This is a genomic window from Pseudomonas sp. Con_6, from assembly GCF_059379395.1.
Map to the genome: position 1 here is coordinate 2677876 of NZ_CM182011.1, position 15722 is coordinate 2693597.

Consider the following 15722-nt stretch of genomic DNA (forward strand, 5'->3'; position numbering starts at 1 on the left):
GAGGGATGACACTTGGTGGATATTAATGACACAGAGTGTCATTTGCAAGATGGCCCCATCGCATCCCCTGGCATTGGATCTTTATCGCCCCGCGCCGACCCCCTATGCTGCTGCCCCCTCTACCTGAAACGGCAAGCATGGACTCCCTCTGGCTGATCATCCTCCTCGGCGCCGCACTGGCCGGCTTCATCCAGGGCCTGTCCGGCTCCAACTTCGGCCTGGTGGCCATGGCCATCTGGGCCTGGGCGCTGCCGCCGGCGCTGACCGGGCCGCTGGTGGTCTGTGGCTCGCTGGTGGGGCAGGTGCTGGCTGCCCGCACGCTGCGGCGCGGGTTGAAGCGCGAGCACCTGTTGCCGATGGTCATCGGTGGCCTGCTCGGGGTACCGCTGGGCGTGTTGTTGCTGTACCAGATCGACCCGCTGCTGTTCCGTCTGCTGGTGGGTATCGTGCTGATGATCTGGTGCCCGCTGATGCTGTTTTCCGCCAACTTGCCGCGCATTCGTGCTGGCGGTAGCGGTGCCGACGCGGCGGTCGGCGTGCTCGGCGGGGTCATGGGGGGACTGGGTGGCCTGACCGGGCCGGCGACCGCGCTATGGTCGGTGCTCAAGGGCTGGGATCGCGACACCCAGCGCTCGGTGATCCAGGGCTTCAACCTGGCCATGCAGTTGCTGACCATGATCGTCTATCTCGCTTCCGGCACCATCACCGCCGAGGCGTTGGGCCTGTTCCCGCTGGTGATCGCCAGCGTCTTGCTGCCGACCCTGCTGGGAGTGCGCCTGTACCGGCATGTCAGCGACCTGGCGTTCCGCCGCATTGTCCTCGGCCTGCTGGCCCTGGCTGGCCTGCTGCTGGTCGGGCAGTCGCTGCCGCACTTCTTCTAACGCACATCCACCGGCACATTCAGGCCCACCTTCACATTGCTCATCGACACCAGGGTCTTGAAGCGCTTGACGTTGTTGCTTTCGAAGAACAGCGTCCGGGTCAGCTCCGTGTACTGCTCCATATTGCGCACCGCCATGATCAGCACGAAGTCGCATTCGCCGGCCACGTAGTAGCACTGCTGCACCTGCGGGCAGGCGAGGAAGGTGCGCTTCATCGCATCGAGCAGGTCGAGGCGTTCGTTCTCCACCTCCACTTCGGTGATCACCGTCAGGCTGTAGCCGAGCGCCGGCGGGTCCACCAGGGCCACGGTCTTGCGTACCACGCCATCGGCATTGAGCTTCTTCAGGCGGCGGTTGACCGCGGCGGGGGACAGGCTGACCCGTTCGCCCAGTTCCTGCTGCGAGGTGGTGGCGTCCTGCTGCACGGCGTCGAGCAGGGCGAGGTCGAAGGTATCGAGGCTCATGACGGTGGATTTCCGGAAAGGTCGTGGATGCGGAATAAAATTTCATTTCCCGGGCAAAAATCAAGAAATAAGTGCAGGGCATTGAAATAGCATTTACCCATCGATGAACAGCCACGGAGTACCTTGATGAACCTTCAGCTCGACGGCGCGCTGCTACTGGAGCAGATCCGCATCCTCGGCGAACTGGGCGCCGACCCGGTGCAGGGTGGTCGTACCCGTATCGCCCTGACCGATGCGGAAAAGGCTGGTCGCGACCAGGTGGTGGCCTGGATGAAGGAACTGGCGCTGGAGGTGCGTATCGACCGCATCGGCAATATCTTCGGCACCCTGCCTGCGGCTGCCGGTACTGACCTGGCGCCCTTGATGATGGGGTCGCATATCGACACCGTGACCAACGCCGGCGCCCTCGACGGCTGCTACGGCGTGCTCGCCGGCCTGGCGGTGGCCCGTGCGTATCGTGCCGCCGGTGTACTGCCGGCACGGCCGATCACCGTCGCGGCCTTCACCAACGAAGAGGGTGTGCGCTACCAGCCGGACATGATGGGCTCGCTGGTCTACGCCGGCGGCCTGGCGGTGGACCAGGCGCTGGACACGATCGGTACCGACGGCACCCGCCTGGGCGACGAACTGGCGCGCATCGGCTACGCCGGCGACCTGGAGCCCGGCGCCATCGTGCCCCATGAATACCTGGAACTGCATATCGAGCAGGGCCCGATCCTCGAAGCGGAGGGCATCCAGATCGGCGTGGTGGAAAACCTCCAGGGCATTTCCTGGCAGCAGGTAACGGTGCAGGGCAATGCCAATCACGCCGGCACCACCCCGACCCGCCTGCGCCACGACGCCGGCTACGTGGCCTGCGCTGCCGTGGCCGAGGCCCGCGCCATCGCCCGCGACGCTGGCAGCACCCTGGCCACCACCGGCTGCATCGCCTTCGAACCCAACGTGATCAACGTGATCCCGCGCAAGGCGGTGTTCACCGTCGACCTGCGCGACCCGGACGAAACCCGTCTGCAACAGGCCGAACAGCGTTTCGCCGGCACCCTGGAGCGCCTCGCCGCGGAAGAGGGCGTGAAGATCACCAGCGAGCGCCTGGTGCGCTTCGAGCCGGTCAACTTCGACCGCGACCTCGCCGGCCAGATAGAAACCAGCGCCACGCGCCTGGGCCTGAGTCACCGGCGCATGACCTCCGGCGCCGGCCACGACGCGCAGATGATCGCGCGCATCGCCCCGGCGGCGATGATCTTCGTGCCCAGCCACGGCGGCATCAGCCACAACCCCCGCGAGCACACCGACGATGCACAGCTGGTGATGGGCGCCCAGGTCCTGCTGGACGTGGTCACCCGCCGACTCGCCTGACCTTCATTTTCACGCCAACACCCGCGGCCCTGCGTCGCGGGTGACGGCCCCGCCTTGCCCGATGGAGACCGAAATGCTACTCGCCAACCCCAATGTCACCCGCGCTGCCTACCCCGAGGAGCTGCGCGACATCATGAGCATCGCCAAGGCCCGCCAGAGTCGCGACTGGCTGTCGCACTGGAGCGGCATCAACCGTGGTGCCACGCCACTGCAAAGCTTGCCTGACCTGGCTGCCGAACTGGGCGTGGGGCAATTGCTGGTCAAGGACGAGTCGCGGCGCTCGGCGCTGGGCAGCTTCAAGGCCCTCGGCGCGCCTATCGCCCTGGTGCGACTGATCCTGCGCCGCTTCCCCGAGCACAACTTCAACGTGCGCGCCTTGCTCGCCGGCGAGCATGCCGCCGAGTTGGCCGGCTTCACCGTAATCAGCGCCACCGACGGCAACCATGGCCGCGCCCTGGCCGCCGCCGCGCAGACCCTTGGCTGCCGCTGCGTGATCGTGTTGCACGCCAATGTCAGCGTCGAGCGTGAGCAGGCCATCGCCGCCTATGGCGCCGAGATCGTGCGTATCGCCGGCAACTATGACGAGTCGGTGGAGGAGGCTGCTGCCCTGGCCTTCCGCAATGGCTGGCTGGTGGTGTCCGACACCTCCTATGACGGCTACGAGGAAATTCCCCGGGACGTGATGCAGGGCTACGGGACCATCGCCGCGGAGATCGTCGAGGCATACGACCAGGGCTTCACCCATGTCTTCCTGCAAGGCGGCGTCGGTGGCCTGGCCGCCGGCATCGCCAGCTATTTCTGGGAACTGCAGGGCGCACAGCGGCCGACTTTCGTCGTGGTCGAGCCCACCCAGGCCGACTGCCTGTACCAGAGCGCCCTGGCCGGCCGTGCGGCCAAGGCCACCGGCTCGGTGGACTCGGTGATGGCCGGGCTGGCCTGCGGGGAAACCTCGCCGCTGGCGTGGAAGTTCCTGCAGCCGTGCGTGGACTTCTTCATGACCTTGGAGGACGACGAGGCGGTTGCTGCCATGCGTCGCCTGGCTGCCGGCAGCGCTCGCGACATCCCGCTGGAAGCCGGCGAGTCGGCGGTGGCCGGCCTGGCAGCGTTGCAACGCCTGGCTGGCGCTCCGGCGCTGGCCAAGGACCTCGGCCTGGACGCCGACTCCCGGGTCTTGCTGATCAGCACCGAAGGCGCCACCGCACCGGGTGTCTACGCCGAACTGGTGGGCGAGTCCGCCGACTCCGTGCGCGCCCGCCAGCGCGAGTGGTCGGCCCGCGCCTGACCCCTGCCGTTTCCCTGTTTTCCCACGTCGACCAGGCCCACGCAGCCTGGTCCGGCGTGTCCTGCTCCAGAAAAAAACAACAATGGAGAACACGATGCACACTACCCAACGCAATATCGGACCCTGGTCGCTGATGCTCACCGGCCTGGGCTCCATCATCGGCTCGGGCTGGCTGTTCGGTGCCTGGCACGCCTCGGCCATCGCCGGGCCGGCGGCGATCCTGGCCTGGGTGATCGGGGCCGTGGTGGTCCTGGCGATTGCCCTGACCTATGCCGAAATGGGCGCGATGTTCCCGGAGTCCGGTGGCATGGTGCGTTATGCGCGCTATTCCCACGGCTCGCTGGTGGGCTTCATGGCGGCCTGGGCCAACTGGATTTCCATCGTCTCGGTGATCCCCATCGAAGCCATCGCCTCGATCCAGTACATGGCTTCCTGGGATTATCCCTGGGCGCGGGCCATGGTCGCCCATGGCGAGCTGACCACGCCGGGACTGTGGGCCAGCGCGGCATTGGTGCTGGTCTACTTCGGCCTCAACTACTGGGGTGTGAAGCTGTTCGTGCGGACCAATACCGCGATCACCCTGTTCAAGCTGATCGTCCCGGCGCTGACCGGCGTGGCGCTGATCTGGGCCGGTTTCAACAGCGAGAACTTCGGCGACGGCTCCGAGGCCAGCTTCGCCCCCTATGGCTGGTCGGCGGTGCTCACCGCAGTGGCGGCCAGCGGCATCGTCTTCAGCTTCAACGGCTTCCAGAGCCCGGTAAGCCTGGCTGGCGAGGCGCGCAATCCGGGGCGCAGCATTCCCTTCGCGTTGATTAGCTCGGTGCTGATCGCCCTGGTGATCTATGTGCTGCTGCAGGTCGCCTTCATCGGCGCGGTGAGCCCGGACAGCATTGCCGCCGGCTGGCACAGCCTGCAATTCGATTCGCCGTTGGCACAACTGGCCCTGGCCCTCAACCTCAACTGGCTGGCCATGCTGCTGTACCTGGATGCCTTCGTCAGCCCGTCCGGCACCGGTTCGATCTACACCGCCACCACGGCACGGATGATCTACGCCATGGAGCGTAACAACACCATGCCCAAGGTCTTTGGCCGCCTGCATCCGTTGTATGGCGTGCCGCGCCCGGCGATGTGGCTGAACCTCGCGGTGTCCTTCGTCTTCCTGTTCTTCTTCCGTGGCTGGGGCACGCTGGCGGCGGTGATCTCGGTGGCCGTGATCATTTCCTTCCTCACCGGGCCGGTAAGCCTGATGGCCCTGCGCAACAGCGCGGCCGACGTACCGCGCCCACTGGTGATCAAGGGCATGGCTGTGCTCGCGCCGTTCGCCTTCGTCTGCGCTTCGCTGGTGCTGTACTGGGCGCGCTGGCCGCTGACCGGCCAGGTGATCCTGCTGGTGGTGGGGGCCTTGCCGATCTTCTTCTGGTTCCAGGCCAGGTCCGGCTGGAGCGGCTTTGCCAAGGACCTGTACGCGGCGCTGTGGCTGATCGGCTTCCTGCCGGCCATGGCCCTGGTGTCGTGGCTGGGCAGCACGGACTTCGGCGGCATCGGCGTGATCCCGGCCGGCTGGGACATGCTGGTGGTCGCACTGTTGGCCCTGGCCTTCTACTACGCCGGCGTGCGCAGCGGCTATCGCACCCGTTACCTGCAAGAAAGCGTGGTCTGGCGTGCTGACGTCGACGACGCCACGCCGACCCCGGCGGCACAACCCGTGATTTCCTGAGAGAGCCCCCAAACATGAACGACACATTCGAACAACGCCTGAAAGCCTGGCGCCACGCCTTCCATCGGCACCCGGAAACCGGCTTCGAGGAAGTCGACACCAGCGAGCGGGTCGCCGGGATCCTGCGCGACATGGGCCTGGAGGTGCACCGTGGCATCGGCGGCACCGGCCTGGTGGCCAGCCTGACGGTGGGCGAGGGCAGCGGTGTGATCGGCCTGCGCGCCGACATGGACGCCCTGAACATCCACGAACAGGCACCGCAGCGCGAGCATGCCTCGCATATCGCCGGCAAGATGCACGCCTGCGGGCATGACGGGCATATGGCGATGGTCCTCGGCGCCGCCGACCTGCTGTGCCGGGAGGGTGGTTTCAACGGCACTGTCCGCTTCATCTTCCAGCCGGCCGAGGAACATGGGCGCGGGGCCAAGGCGATGATGGCCGACGGTTTGTTCCAGCGCTTCCCGGTGGATGCCATCTATGGCGCGCACAACATGCCGGGGATGCCGGCGGGGCATATCGCCACGCGGGCTGGGGGGATCATGGCCAGCGAGGACAATTTCGTCATTCGCATACAGGGCCGTGGGACTCATGCGGCGCGGCCGCACATGGGTATCGATCCGTTACTGACAGGGGCGCAGATCGTCGTGGCATTGCAGTCGGTGGTGGCGCGCAATGTCGATCCGGGGATGTCGGCGGTGGTGTCGTGCACCGAGTTCCTTACCGATGGGATCCGCAATGCGATTCCGACCCACGTGACCATCAAGGGCGATACCCGCAGTTACAGCCCGGCGGTGCAGGCCTTGCTGGAGACGCGGATGCGCGAGATCTGCCTGGGCATCTGCGCGGCGAACGGGGCCAGTTGCGAGTTCGAGTACACCCATGAGTTCGCGCCGACGGTGAACTGGGCGGGCAACACTGCGCTGGCGGTGGACGCGGCGCGGGCGGTGGTGGGGGAGGCAGCGGTGGAGGCCGAGGTAGCGCCGATGATGATTTCCGAGGACTTCGGTGCGTTCCTGCAGCAGGTGCCGGGGAACTTCGTGTTCATCGGCAATGGCGTGGAGGGCGAGGCGGGCGGGACGCCATTGCATAACGCTTGCTATGACTTCAACGACGGGATCCTGGCGACGGGGGCGCGGTATTTTGCCGAGGTGGTGCGGCGCAGTTTGCCGGTAGCGTATGGCATGGAACCGATTCAGGGCTGACAGGTGCTCGCCTTGATAGGTGCAGGGCCCTTGAGATCGAGCGCCGCGCGGGCGGCGCTCGATCTCAAGAGCGCTGCACATCTTGAGACTAGCGCCGACTCAATGCACCTGCTCCGCCGTCAATTTCCCCCACGCCGACAGCACCGTGGCCAGGATGATCAACGTCGCACCGGCCATCATCCGCAGCGACGGCTGCTCGCCGAACAGCCACCAGGCACAGGCGATCGCATACACCGGTTCCAGGGCAATGATTATCCCTGCGCTGCGCGCCTCCAGCCCTTCCAGGCTCTTGACGAACAGGTACTGGGACAACCCGGTGCAGAAGATCCCCAGCATCGCCAGGTAGATCCAGTCACTGTGGCCCAGCCCGTGCACCAGCAGGGTATCCAGGGCGAACGGCACCACCAGCACGGCCACGGTGAAGTTCTGCCAGAACGCCACTTGCACCGCATTCATGCCTTGCAGGCCACGGCGGTTGGTGATCGCCAGCAAGGCGAAGGAGAAGCCCGAGGCCAGGCCCCAGAGCAGGCCGACGGTGCCCTGGTCTAGCAGGTCGAAGGACGGCACCACCAGCACCAGGCCAAGGCTGACCAGCAGCAACAGCAGGCCTTCGGCAGCATGGATGCGCTCGCGGAACACCAGCAGGTCGAGGATCGCGATAAAGGCCGGGAAGCTGGCGAAGCCGAGGGTCGCCACGGCCACGCCACCGACCTTGATGGCGATGAAGAAACTGACCCAGTGCGAGGTCAGCAACACGCCACTGAAGGCCATGATGCCGAACTTGCGCCAGTTCAACTGGTGGAACACACCGCGTTTCTGCAACTGCGCCACCGCCCCCAGGGCGAGCACGGCGAAGGCCGCGCGACCGAAGGTGATGACCGAGGCGGACGAGTGGATAAGGGCGCCGAGAATGCCGGTTAGACCGAACAGTACCGCGGCGATATGGGCCACGATCAGCGCATTGCGGTGACCGAGGGTGGAGCTGTGGGTTGAAACGTTCGAGGCGAGCATGGGCAGTAGAAAAGTCTGTGCATGTGTGCGCACGCGAGCGCTCTGCGGCGGTCGTGCGGACGGGTTTTGGGGTTATGGGAGTTGTGTGGTCGCCCGAAGACTCGGGAACCGTCAGCGCCGCAGCGTTGTAGTGGCCTGCACGGGCCGTGCTGCTCGTTCGCCGTACTGCGAAAGGAAACGGGGGTGGCCACCGCCTGCGTGGGGCGGTGGCCGGGTCAGGTACCGAACTCCGTCAGAACAGCACCCGGGTTTCAGCTCACGAAGCGTCGATCCATATGGTCTTCAGCTCCGTGTACTGATCATGCGCCCAGATCGACTTGTCGCGACCGCCAAATCCGGACTCTTTGTAGCCTCCGAACGGCGTCGAGGCGTCGCCTTCGCCGAAGCAGTTGACCGTGACCACGCCGGCGCGGATCTCCCGCGACAGGCGCAGGGCATTGCGCAGGCTGCCGGTGTAGGCCGAAGCAGCGAGGCCGTAGATGGTGTCGTTGGCAAGTGTGATGGCTTCGTCGATGGTGTCGAAGGTGGTCACGCTCAGCACCGGACCGAAGATTTCCTCGACGAACAGGCGGCTGTCGCGGGCCACGCCATCGACGATGGTCGGCTGCACGTACACGCCGTCCTGGGTCTCGCCACCCAGGGCGACGCTGAGCTTCTGCTCGGCGGCGTATTCCAGGTAGGAACGGACCTTCTCGAAGTGCGCCTTGCTGACCATGGCGCCCAGGCGGTTTTCCGGGTCCAGCGGGTCGCCCAGTTTCCAGTCCTTCACATGCTTGGAGATCAAGGACAAAAGCTCGTCCTTGACGTCCTTGTGCACGATCAGGCGCGAGGAAGCGGAGCAGTTCTCGCCCATGTTCCAGAAGGCACCGGCGGTGACGAACTGGGCCACGGAATCCAGGTCCTCGCAGTCGTTCATGACCACGGCCGGGTTCTTGCCACCCAGCTCCAGGACCACGCGCTTGAGGTTGGATTCGGAGGCGTATTTGAGGAACAGGCGACCGGTATCGGTGGAGCCGGTGAAGCTGACCATCGCCACATCCATGTGCCGGCCGATGGCTTCGCCGGCTTCGCGACCGCCGCCAGGGACGATGTTGAACACGCCGGCCGGGATCCCGGCTTCATGGGCCAGTTCGGCAACGCGCAGGGCGGTGAGGGTGGTTTCCTTGGCCGGCTTGACCACGATGGAGCAACCGGCAGCCAGGGACGGGCCGATCTTCCAGGCCAGCATCAGCAGCGGGAAGTTCCACGGCAGCACCAGACCGACCACGCCGATGGCCTCGCGGACCACCATGGTCACCGCGGCCGAACCGGTCGGTGCAGTGGCGTCGTAGATCTTGTCGATCAGCTCGGCGTGCCAGCGCAGGGTGTGGATGGTCTCCGGCACGTCGACGTTCTGGCACTCGCTGACCGGCTTGCCGCTGTCCAGGGCTTCCAGCACGGCCAGCTCATGGGAATTGTCTTCCAGCAACTGGGCGAACTTCAGCAGTACCTTTTTACGGGTACCCGGGGTCAGCGCGCTCCAGCGGCCGTCTTCGAAAGCGGCCTTGGCGGCGGCAACGGCGACGTTGACGTCCTGCACGTCGCAGGCGGCCACTTCGGCCAGCTTCTCGCCGGTGGCCGGGTTGGTGGTGACGAAGGTGCGGCCGCCGATGGCGTCGCGGAATTCGCCGTCGATGAAGGCCTGGTTACGCGGTTGCAGTTTCGCGGCCAGGGCCACGTATTCTGCCTTGCTCAGCAGTTCAGCCATTTCACTTGCCCTCGACGATGGTGGCGATGGTGCTTTTCAGGGTGGCGACGACCTGGGCCAGTTCGGCCTGCTCGGCAGCGTCCAGGCCTTGCAGCGGGGCGCGCACGCCGCCGGTCCGCAGGCCGTTGAGGCTGACGCCGTGCTTGATCGACTGGACGAACTTGCCGCCTTCGAGGAAGTCCATCAGCGGCATCATGGCCGCCATGATGCGGCGGCCCTTGGCGAAGTCCTTCTCGATCACGCAGGCCTCAAACAGGGCCACGTGCTCGCGCGGGATGAAGTTGGAGCCGGCGCAGACCCAGCTGTCGGCACCCCAGGCGAAGAATTCCAGGGCCTGGTCGTCCCAGCCGCAGGACAGGGAGATGTGCGGGTACTGGGTGGCCAGGCGGTGCAGCTGGTTCATGTCGCCCGAGCTTTCCTTGATGGCGACGATGTTCTTCACATCGGCGACTGCATCGAAGAACTCAGGACCCATGCTCACGCTCATGCGGCCTGGGTAGTTGTAGAGCATGATCGGCAGGTCGGCGGCGGCATCGACGGCCTTCACGTGCACGGCGATTTCCTGCTGGGTCGGCAGGGCGTAGGGCGGGGTGCCGACCAGCAGCGCGTCAGCCTTGATTTCTTTCGCGTGCTTGGCGAAAGCCACCGAGTCTTCGGTGCGGATGGCGCCGGTACCGATGATCAGCGGCAGGCGGCCGTTGATCACGTCCTTGGCCTGGGCGGCCAGCTCGAAGCGCTCCTGGGTGGTGTGGGCGTAGTACTCGCCGGTGGAGCCGCCGATGATGATGCCGTGGATCTTCGATTCCACCAGGTAGTCGAGGACTTCGGCGAAGCCGGCCTTGTCGATGCTGCCATCGGCGTTCAGAGGGGTAACGGCCGGGGTGTAGATGCCTGCGAATTTCATGTGGGTCTCTCCAGTTGGACGCAAGGAAGTTTCGAGCCGATCAGCCAAGCGATGCGGCTTGTTGCAGAGTCAGGGAACGGGTTTCCGGGGCCAGGGCCCAGGCGAACAGCAGGCCCACCAGGGTCACCACGGCGGCGGCGTACATGGTGGTGGCGATGCCGAAGCTTTGCAGCGACATGGGGACCAGCCAGGTGCCGACGGCAGCGCCGACACGCGACAGCGAGGTGCCGACGCCGACCGCGACTGCGCGGATCTCGGTGGGAAACAGTTCGTTCGGGTACACCAGTTGCAGCACCTGGGCACCGCCGATGAACAGGGCGTAGGCACCGAACAGCACCAGTACCAGGGTCGGCGAGTCGTCGTGCATCGAAGCCAGGCCGAGCAGGGCCAGGCCGGACCAGAGGAAGCTGTGGATCAGCATGCTGCGCCGGCCCATGCTGTTGATCAGGCGGGTGGCGATGATGCAGCCGATGACGAACAGCAAGGTGATCGCCACGGAGCCGAAGGAGGCCCAGTCACCTTTCAGGTTCAGCGCTTCGAGGACCTTCGGCGCGAACGAGTAGACGGCGAATACCGGGATCACCGAGCACGACCAGAACATGCTGACGAACAGCATGCGTTTGCCGTAACCGGAGTGCAGCAGGTTGAGGAACGAGACTTTCTTTTCCTTGGGCTGCTCCGGCAGGTTCTTCAGCGAGAAGGCATTGCCGTAGACCTGCTTGATGATCGCCTCGGCTTCCGCCGCACGGCCCTTGCTCAGCAGCCAGCGTGGCGATTCCGGAGTGCCCATGCGCAGACCGAAGAGGATCGCGCCGATCACCACCGGGCTGGCCAGCACCAGGCGCCAGGCGTTCTCGTTCTCCGAGGCGAGCAGGAAGTGGCCGACGATATAGGCGAAGGCGGCACCGGCGAACCACAGGATGGTCAGGGTTGCCAGGCGCGGACCGCGGTATTTCTTCGGCAGGAATTCCACCAGCAGCGCGGTGGCCACCGGGTATTCGATGCCGACCGCGACGCCGATCAGGAAACGCAGGGCGAACAGCATGGGCCCGGACTCGACCCAGAACTGCGCCAGCGAACCGAGGATGAACAGGGTAGGGCCGACGAAGAAGATGCGCTTGCGACCGAAGTGGTCGGTCAGCGCGCCGCCGAGGAAGCCGCCGAAGAAGATGCCGATCAGCGCCGAGGCGGCGATCATGCCTTGCCAGAAGGCGGTCAGGCCCAGGCCTGCGGACATCTGCACCATGGCCACGCCGATGATGCTGAGCACGTAGCCGTCGACGAACGAACCGCCGCCGGAGCGGGCGGTGAGCAACTGGTGAAAGCGGTTGAGTGGAACGTCTTCAACGGATTGATTGGAAGTTGTCATTATTGTTTCCTGCACTATCGAACCTGTTTTCCGGCCGAGCGGGTCCGCGGCGCTGAAAAGGAACTTCAGTCCGGGGAGTTGCGCCTGGCCGGCGCGACACTGTTTGCTACTTCTTTACTTCAACTACCTGGGTGATCTTTGGGAGCGCTTTGCGCTCCTTCGCGAGCAAGCTCGCTCCCACAGGGCAGACCTTCAGGGCTAGCTTTCCTTGCCGGCGCGCATCTGGCCCCAGGCCAGGTTGGCGTTCACGCCCAGCGACAGGAACGGCTGCGGCGGGTTGGCATTCGGGCCGGGTGACTTCAGCAAGAAATCGATCAGGTCGTTCTTCTCGCCGGCCAGCCAGTCCGCCAGCAACTTGCCGGTGGCGGTGCCACGGGTGACGCCGAGGCCGTTGCAGCACAAAGCGCCGTAGACATTCGGGGCCAGTTGGCCGAAATAGCTTTCATGGTTGCGCGACATGGCCAGCGCACCGCCCCAGGTGTACTCGATGCCCACGTCCGGCAGCATCGGGAAGCGGCGGTCGAACGAAGCCTTGTGGCGTTCGACATAGCGGTCCAGGTACTTGCGGTTGGCACGGCCGTCGGGGTTGAAGCTGAAGCTGTTGCGGATCAGCAGGCGGTTGTCCGGGGTGCGGCGCACCGTGGTGCCGAACGGGTCGGCAGGGATCACGCCCCAGTACGGCTTGCCGCCCAGGCGCGCCTGTTCCTGCTCGGTCATCGGCCGGGTCAGGCTGGCGTAGGTGAAGATCGGCAGCATGGCGCCCTTGAGGAAGCCGAAGTGGCCGCCGAAGGCGTTGTTGGCCAGCACCAGCTTGTCGGCGGTGATGCTGCCACGGGCGTGGCGCAGCACGGTCTTGTCGCCGTACTCGACGTCGAGGATCGGCGTGTGCTCGTACAGGCTGACGTTGGCCGGCAGGCTCTCGGCCAGGCCCTTGACCAGCGCCGACGGCTGGATCAGCGCGGTGCCGGGGGTGAACAGGGCCTTGCGATAGAAGTGGGTGCCGATATGGTCGGGGAGGTCGGCGCCTTCGATCACCTCGAAGGGCTGGCCGAGCTTTTCCAGGCCACGGCGGTAGGCGTCGAGCACGGCGATGCCGCGATCCTCGACGGCGGCCTGGTACTTGCCGCAGAACTTCATCTGGCAGTCGATGTTGTGCTGGGCGACCAGGTCCTTGAGGTAGTCCTGCCCGGTCATGTTGATACGCAGGCAGGTCTTGGCGATATCGATGTCGCCGATATAGTCCTCGGCACCGATATCGTGGGGCAGGTCGATGGCGAAGCCGGCGTTGCGGCCAGCGGTGCCGAAGCCGACTTCCTGGGCTTCGATCAACAGGATCTGTTCATCGGGGAAGTTCAGCGCGAGCTGGCGCGCGGCGGCAAGGCCGACATAGCCGGCGCCCAGCACCACCCAGCGGGCATGACGGGTGCCGGAATGCGCGGGCCTTGGCGTGCGCTTTGGGCTCAGGTGATACCAACCGCACGAACTGTCGTCGGCCGGCAACGAGGTTACTTTTGTCATTTCAGGGACCTGGCTGTTCTTGTTTGATCCGGTGTTGCCACCCAGGCCGAAATGACTCGCGAAACCTCGCTGAATCTTCATGCTCCGGGGTCTTTCAAAACGCGAGCGATACCTCCATGCCTTCCGGTGCGGCGTACTCCGCCATGCGCCGGCGCGACAGCTCCATGTGCTCGCGAATCAGTTGGCCCGCCGCCTCGGTGTCGTGGCGGGCGATGGCCTCGATGATCTGGTCGTGCTGGTCGCAGGCCAGTTCGAGGTCCTTCTGCATGTCCACGGTGGTCGGGTGGCGGTAGAAAATCTTGCCCAGTCGCGCGTGGTCGATAAGCACACGGCGCAGGCTCGGCATCAGGTAGTCGTTATGGGCCATCTTGCCGATTTCCAGATGGAACTCGTCGTTGTAGATGACGCGGTTTTCCACGTGCTGTTCTTCGATGGCCTCGCGGAACAGGGCCTGGATACGGCGCAGTTCTTCGATCTCGGCCTCGGTGGCGCGAGTCGCGGCCAGTTGGGTGGTGGCGATGTACACCAGCGGCGCGGCCAGGAAGAAGGCGCGCAACGACTCGTGACTCATGGCCGCCACGCGCGGGGCGCGGTTGGCTTCCAGCTCGATGTAGCCCTCGGCGGCGATCTGTCGCAGCAACTCGCGTACTGGCGGTCGGGACAGGCCGAATTCGTCGCACAACGCCAGTTCATCCACCACCGCGCCGGGGGCCAGTTCCATGCTCAGGATGCGCCGACGCAGGGCTTCGGACAGAAGCGCCTTGCGATCAGGGCCGGCATCGGCAGTGGAAAGGGCGGTTGCGGTGGCTTTCATGGGAGCCTTTTTTGTACTCATCAGGTTGTGTCTACAATTTGTATAACGACTATAGGGGAGGATTAGACAATGTGTCTACAGATATTTCGGCGAGCGGTTTTCGCTGCTTATCTAGGTATCCGAGACAGGGTCTGATCCCCGGTTTCATTGGGTTTTGTGCCTGGCTTGCCAGCGATGAGGCCATGACAGGCGATGCAAGAGAGAGGCCTTTATGGCATCCAGAAGACACACTCTTATCAAATCCCGCCATCACCATATCTACCCGCGACGGCTTTTTCCCAGGGTCCGCTACCCTCGGAACCCAGTAAACACTGGGGAAAATAGCACTTTCGATGAATTCTTTTTGAATTCTGTTGGTATACACAAAGAATACAATTCCGTTGACCGTCTTCCGAACCCGTGCGAATCTCGGTTCAACACCCGTGTTCCCGGGGTGTGGCGGGGGTCGGCAGGTCGATCCGAGTGTCAGAAAACCCCCGTCAGAAAGTTGTGAAAGACGCAGTGCACGAAAAAACCAACAACAATCAACGGACGCCCCCAAGCGCCCGGCCAGCACCACAACGGAGACGCACAACGATGAAATTCTTCCGCAAGGCCCTTTGCACCCTCGCAATGGTCGGTCTGACGGTGTTCCAGGCGCAGGCCGAGGAAAAGACCATCACCATGGGCACGCTGTCCTGGGAAGACCTGACGCCGATCACCACCGTCACCAAGAAAGTCCTCGAAGACGCCGGCTACACCGTCAAGGTGACCAACTTCTCCGAATGGGGCATCGCCTACGCCGCCCTGGGCAAGGGTGACATCCAGATCCTCGCCTCGCAGATCGACTACGCCGCGCAGGACTACTGGAACAAGAACAAGAACCGTCTGGAAAAGATCTCGCCGGTTTCCCACGGCCTCTACCAGGCCATCGCCGTACCCAAGTACGTGACCATCGACTCGCTGGAAGAGCTCAACGCCAACGCCGACAAGTTCGGCAACAAGATCGTCGGCATCGAACCGGGTTCGGGCCTGATGAGCGATGCCGCCAAGGCTGTCACCGACTACGGCCTCAAGCTCAACCTGCTCGAAGGCAGTACCGCCGCCATGACCGCCGCCCTCAAGTCCGCCGTGGACCGCAAGGAGTGGATCGCCGTCACCACCTGGGAACCGTCCTGGATGGCGCAGAAGTTCGACGTCAAGTTCCTCAAGGACCCGAAAGGCTCCTTCGCCCCGCCGCAGGGCTACTACTGGATCGGCAAGAAGGGCTTCTCCGCCGAGAATCCGCAGGCCCGTGAGCTGATCGCCGGGGTCTACCTGCCGATTTCCGACATCACCGCGATCAACGGCGCGATGAAGGACGGCCAGACCGTGGAGCAGGCGGTACAGGAATGGGCGACGAGGAACGCCGACTTGATCAAACGCTGGGAAAACATCAAGAAATACTGATTTCGAAACACCGCGTTGCCCGGGAAGGT

The 15722-nt window shown here is 64.7% G+C and carries 13 protein-coding genes; 6 read left to right on the top strand and 7 right to left on the bottom strand.

The window, feature by feature from the left end; translation table 11 throughout:
* Positions 1 to 137: 137 nt before the first annotated feature.
* Positions 138 to 881, top strand: coding sequence for a TSUP family transporter (locus AC5QPF_RS12005; RefSeq protein WP_494963412.1), 744 nt, complete (start codon positions 138 to 140; stop codon positions 879 to 881).
* Here the strand turns inward: AC5QPF_RS12005 and AC5QPF_RS12010 are convergent.
* Complete coding sequence (locus AC5QPF_RS12010; RefSeq protein ID WP_494963413.1) at positions 878 to 1345, bottom strand: Lrp/AsnC ligand binding domain-containing protein; 468 nt, start codon at positions 1343 to 1345, stop codon at positions 878 to 880. The genes AC5QPF_RS12005 and AC5QPF_RS12010 overlap by 4 nt on opposite strands.
* Before the next feature lie 126 nt (positions 1346 to 1471).
* On the opposite strand from AC5QPF_RS12010, the gene AC5QPF_RS12015 reads away from it, so the two are divergent.
* From AC5QPF_RS12015 to AC5QPF_RS12030, 4 genes are all read left to right on the top strand, one after another.
* Entirely contained in the window at positions 1472 to 2701 is a 1230-nt protein-coding gene (locus tag AC5QPF_RS12015) for a hydantoinase/carbamoylase family amidase (protein ID WP_494963414.1), read from the top strand.
* Positions 2702 to 2774: 73 nt separating this feature from the next.
* On the top strand, positions 2775 to 3983 hold the full coding sequence (locus tag AC5QPF_RS12020) for a diaminopropionate ammonia-lyase (RefSeq protein WP_494963415.1): 1209 nt from the start codon (positions 2775 to 2777) through the stop codon (positions 3981 to 3983).
* A gap of 94 nt (positions 3984 to 4077) precedes the next feature.
* Entirely contained in the window at positions 4078 to 5700 is a 1623-nt protein-coding gene (locus tag AC5QPF_RS12025; protein ID WP_494963416.1) for an amino acid permease, read from the top strand.
* 14 nt (positions 5701 to 5714) lie between these two features.
* A complete protein-coding gene (locus tag AC5QPF_RS12030; RefSeq protein WP_494963417.1) occupies positions 5715 to 6902 on the top strand; it encodes an amidohydrolase in 1188 nt (395 codons plus the stop codon).
* Positions 6903 to 7001: 99 nt separating this feature from the next.
* Here AC5QPF_RS12030 and AC5QPF_RS12035 read toward each other — a convergent pair whose 3' ends face one another.
* The 6 genes from AC5QPF_RS12035 to AC5QPF_RS12060 all read right to left on the bottom strand — a co-directional run bounded on the left by AC5QPF_RS12035 (position 7002) and on the right by AC5QPF_RS12060 (position 14265).
* Positions 7002 to 7913: an EamA family transporter gene (locus AC5QPF_RS12035; protein ID WP_494963418.1), complete on the bottom strand. Its 912-nt coding sequence runs from the start codon at positions 7911 to 7913 to the stop codon at positions 7002 to 7004.
* 256 nt (positions 7914 to 8169) lie between these two features.
* Complete coding sequence (locus tag AC5QPF_RS12040) at positions 8170 to 9660, bottom strand: aldehyde dehydrogenase family protein (protein WP_494963419.1); 1491 nt, start codon at positions 9658 to 9660, stop codon at positions 8170 to 8172.
* Position 9661: 1 nt separating this feature from the next.
* A complete protein-coding gene (locus AC5QPF_RS12045) occupies positions 9662 to 10564 on the bottom strand; it encodes a dihydrodipicolinate synthase family protein (RefSeq protein ID WP_494963420.1) in 903 nt (300 codons plus the stop codon).
* A 40-nt stretch (positions 10565 to 10604) separates the two neighbouring features.
* Positions 10605 to 11933 (bottom strand): MFS transporter, encoded by a 1329-nt coding sequence (locus AC5QPF_RS12050; protein ID WP_494963421.1) that lies wholly within the window; start codon positions 11931 to 11933, stop codon positions 10605 to 10607.
* Between the two features lie 198 nt (positions 11934 to 12131).
* The gene (locus AC5QPF_RS12055) at positions 12132 to 13451 is read right to left on the bottom strand and encodes an FAD-dependent oxidoreductase (RefSeq protein WP_494963422.1); all 1320 of its coding nucleotides are present in this window, start codon (positions 13449 to 13451) and stop codon (positions 12132 to 12134) included.
* Between the two features lie 94 nt (positions 13452 to 13545).
* Positions 13546 to 14265: an FCD domain-containing protein gene (locus AC5QPF_RS12060; protein ID WP_494963423.1), complete on the bottom strand. Its 720-nt coding sequence runs from the start codon at positions 14263 to 14265 to the stop codon at positions 13546 to 13548.
* 576 nt (positions 14266 to 14841) lie between these two features.
* Here AC5QPF_RS12060 and AC5QPF_RS12065 point away from each other — a divergent pair.
* Complete coding sequence (locus tag AC5QPF_RS12065) at positions 14842 to 15693, top strand: glycine betaine ABC transporter substrate-binding protein (RefSeq protein WP_494963424.1); 852 nt, start codon at positions 14842 to 14844, stop codon at positions 15691 to 15693.
* The last annotated feature ends 29 nt before the right edge of the window (positions 15694 to 15722 follow it).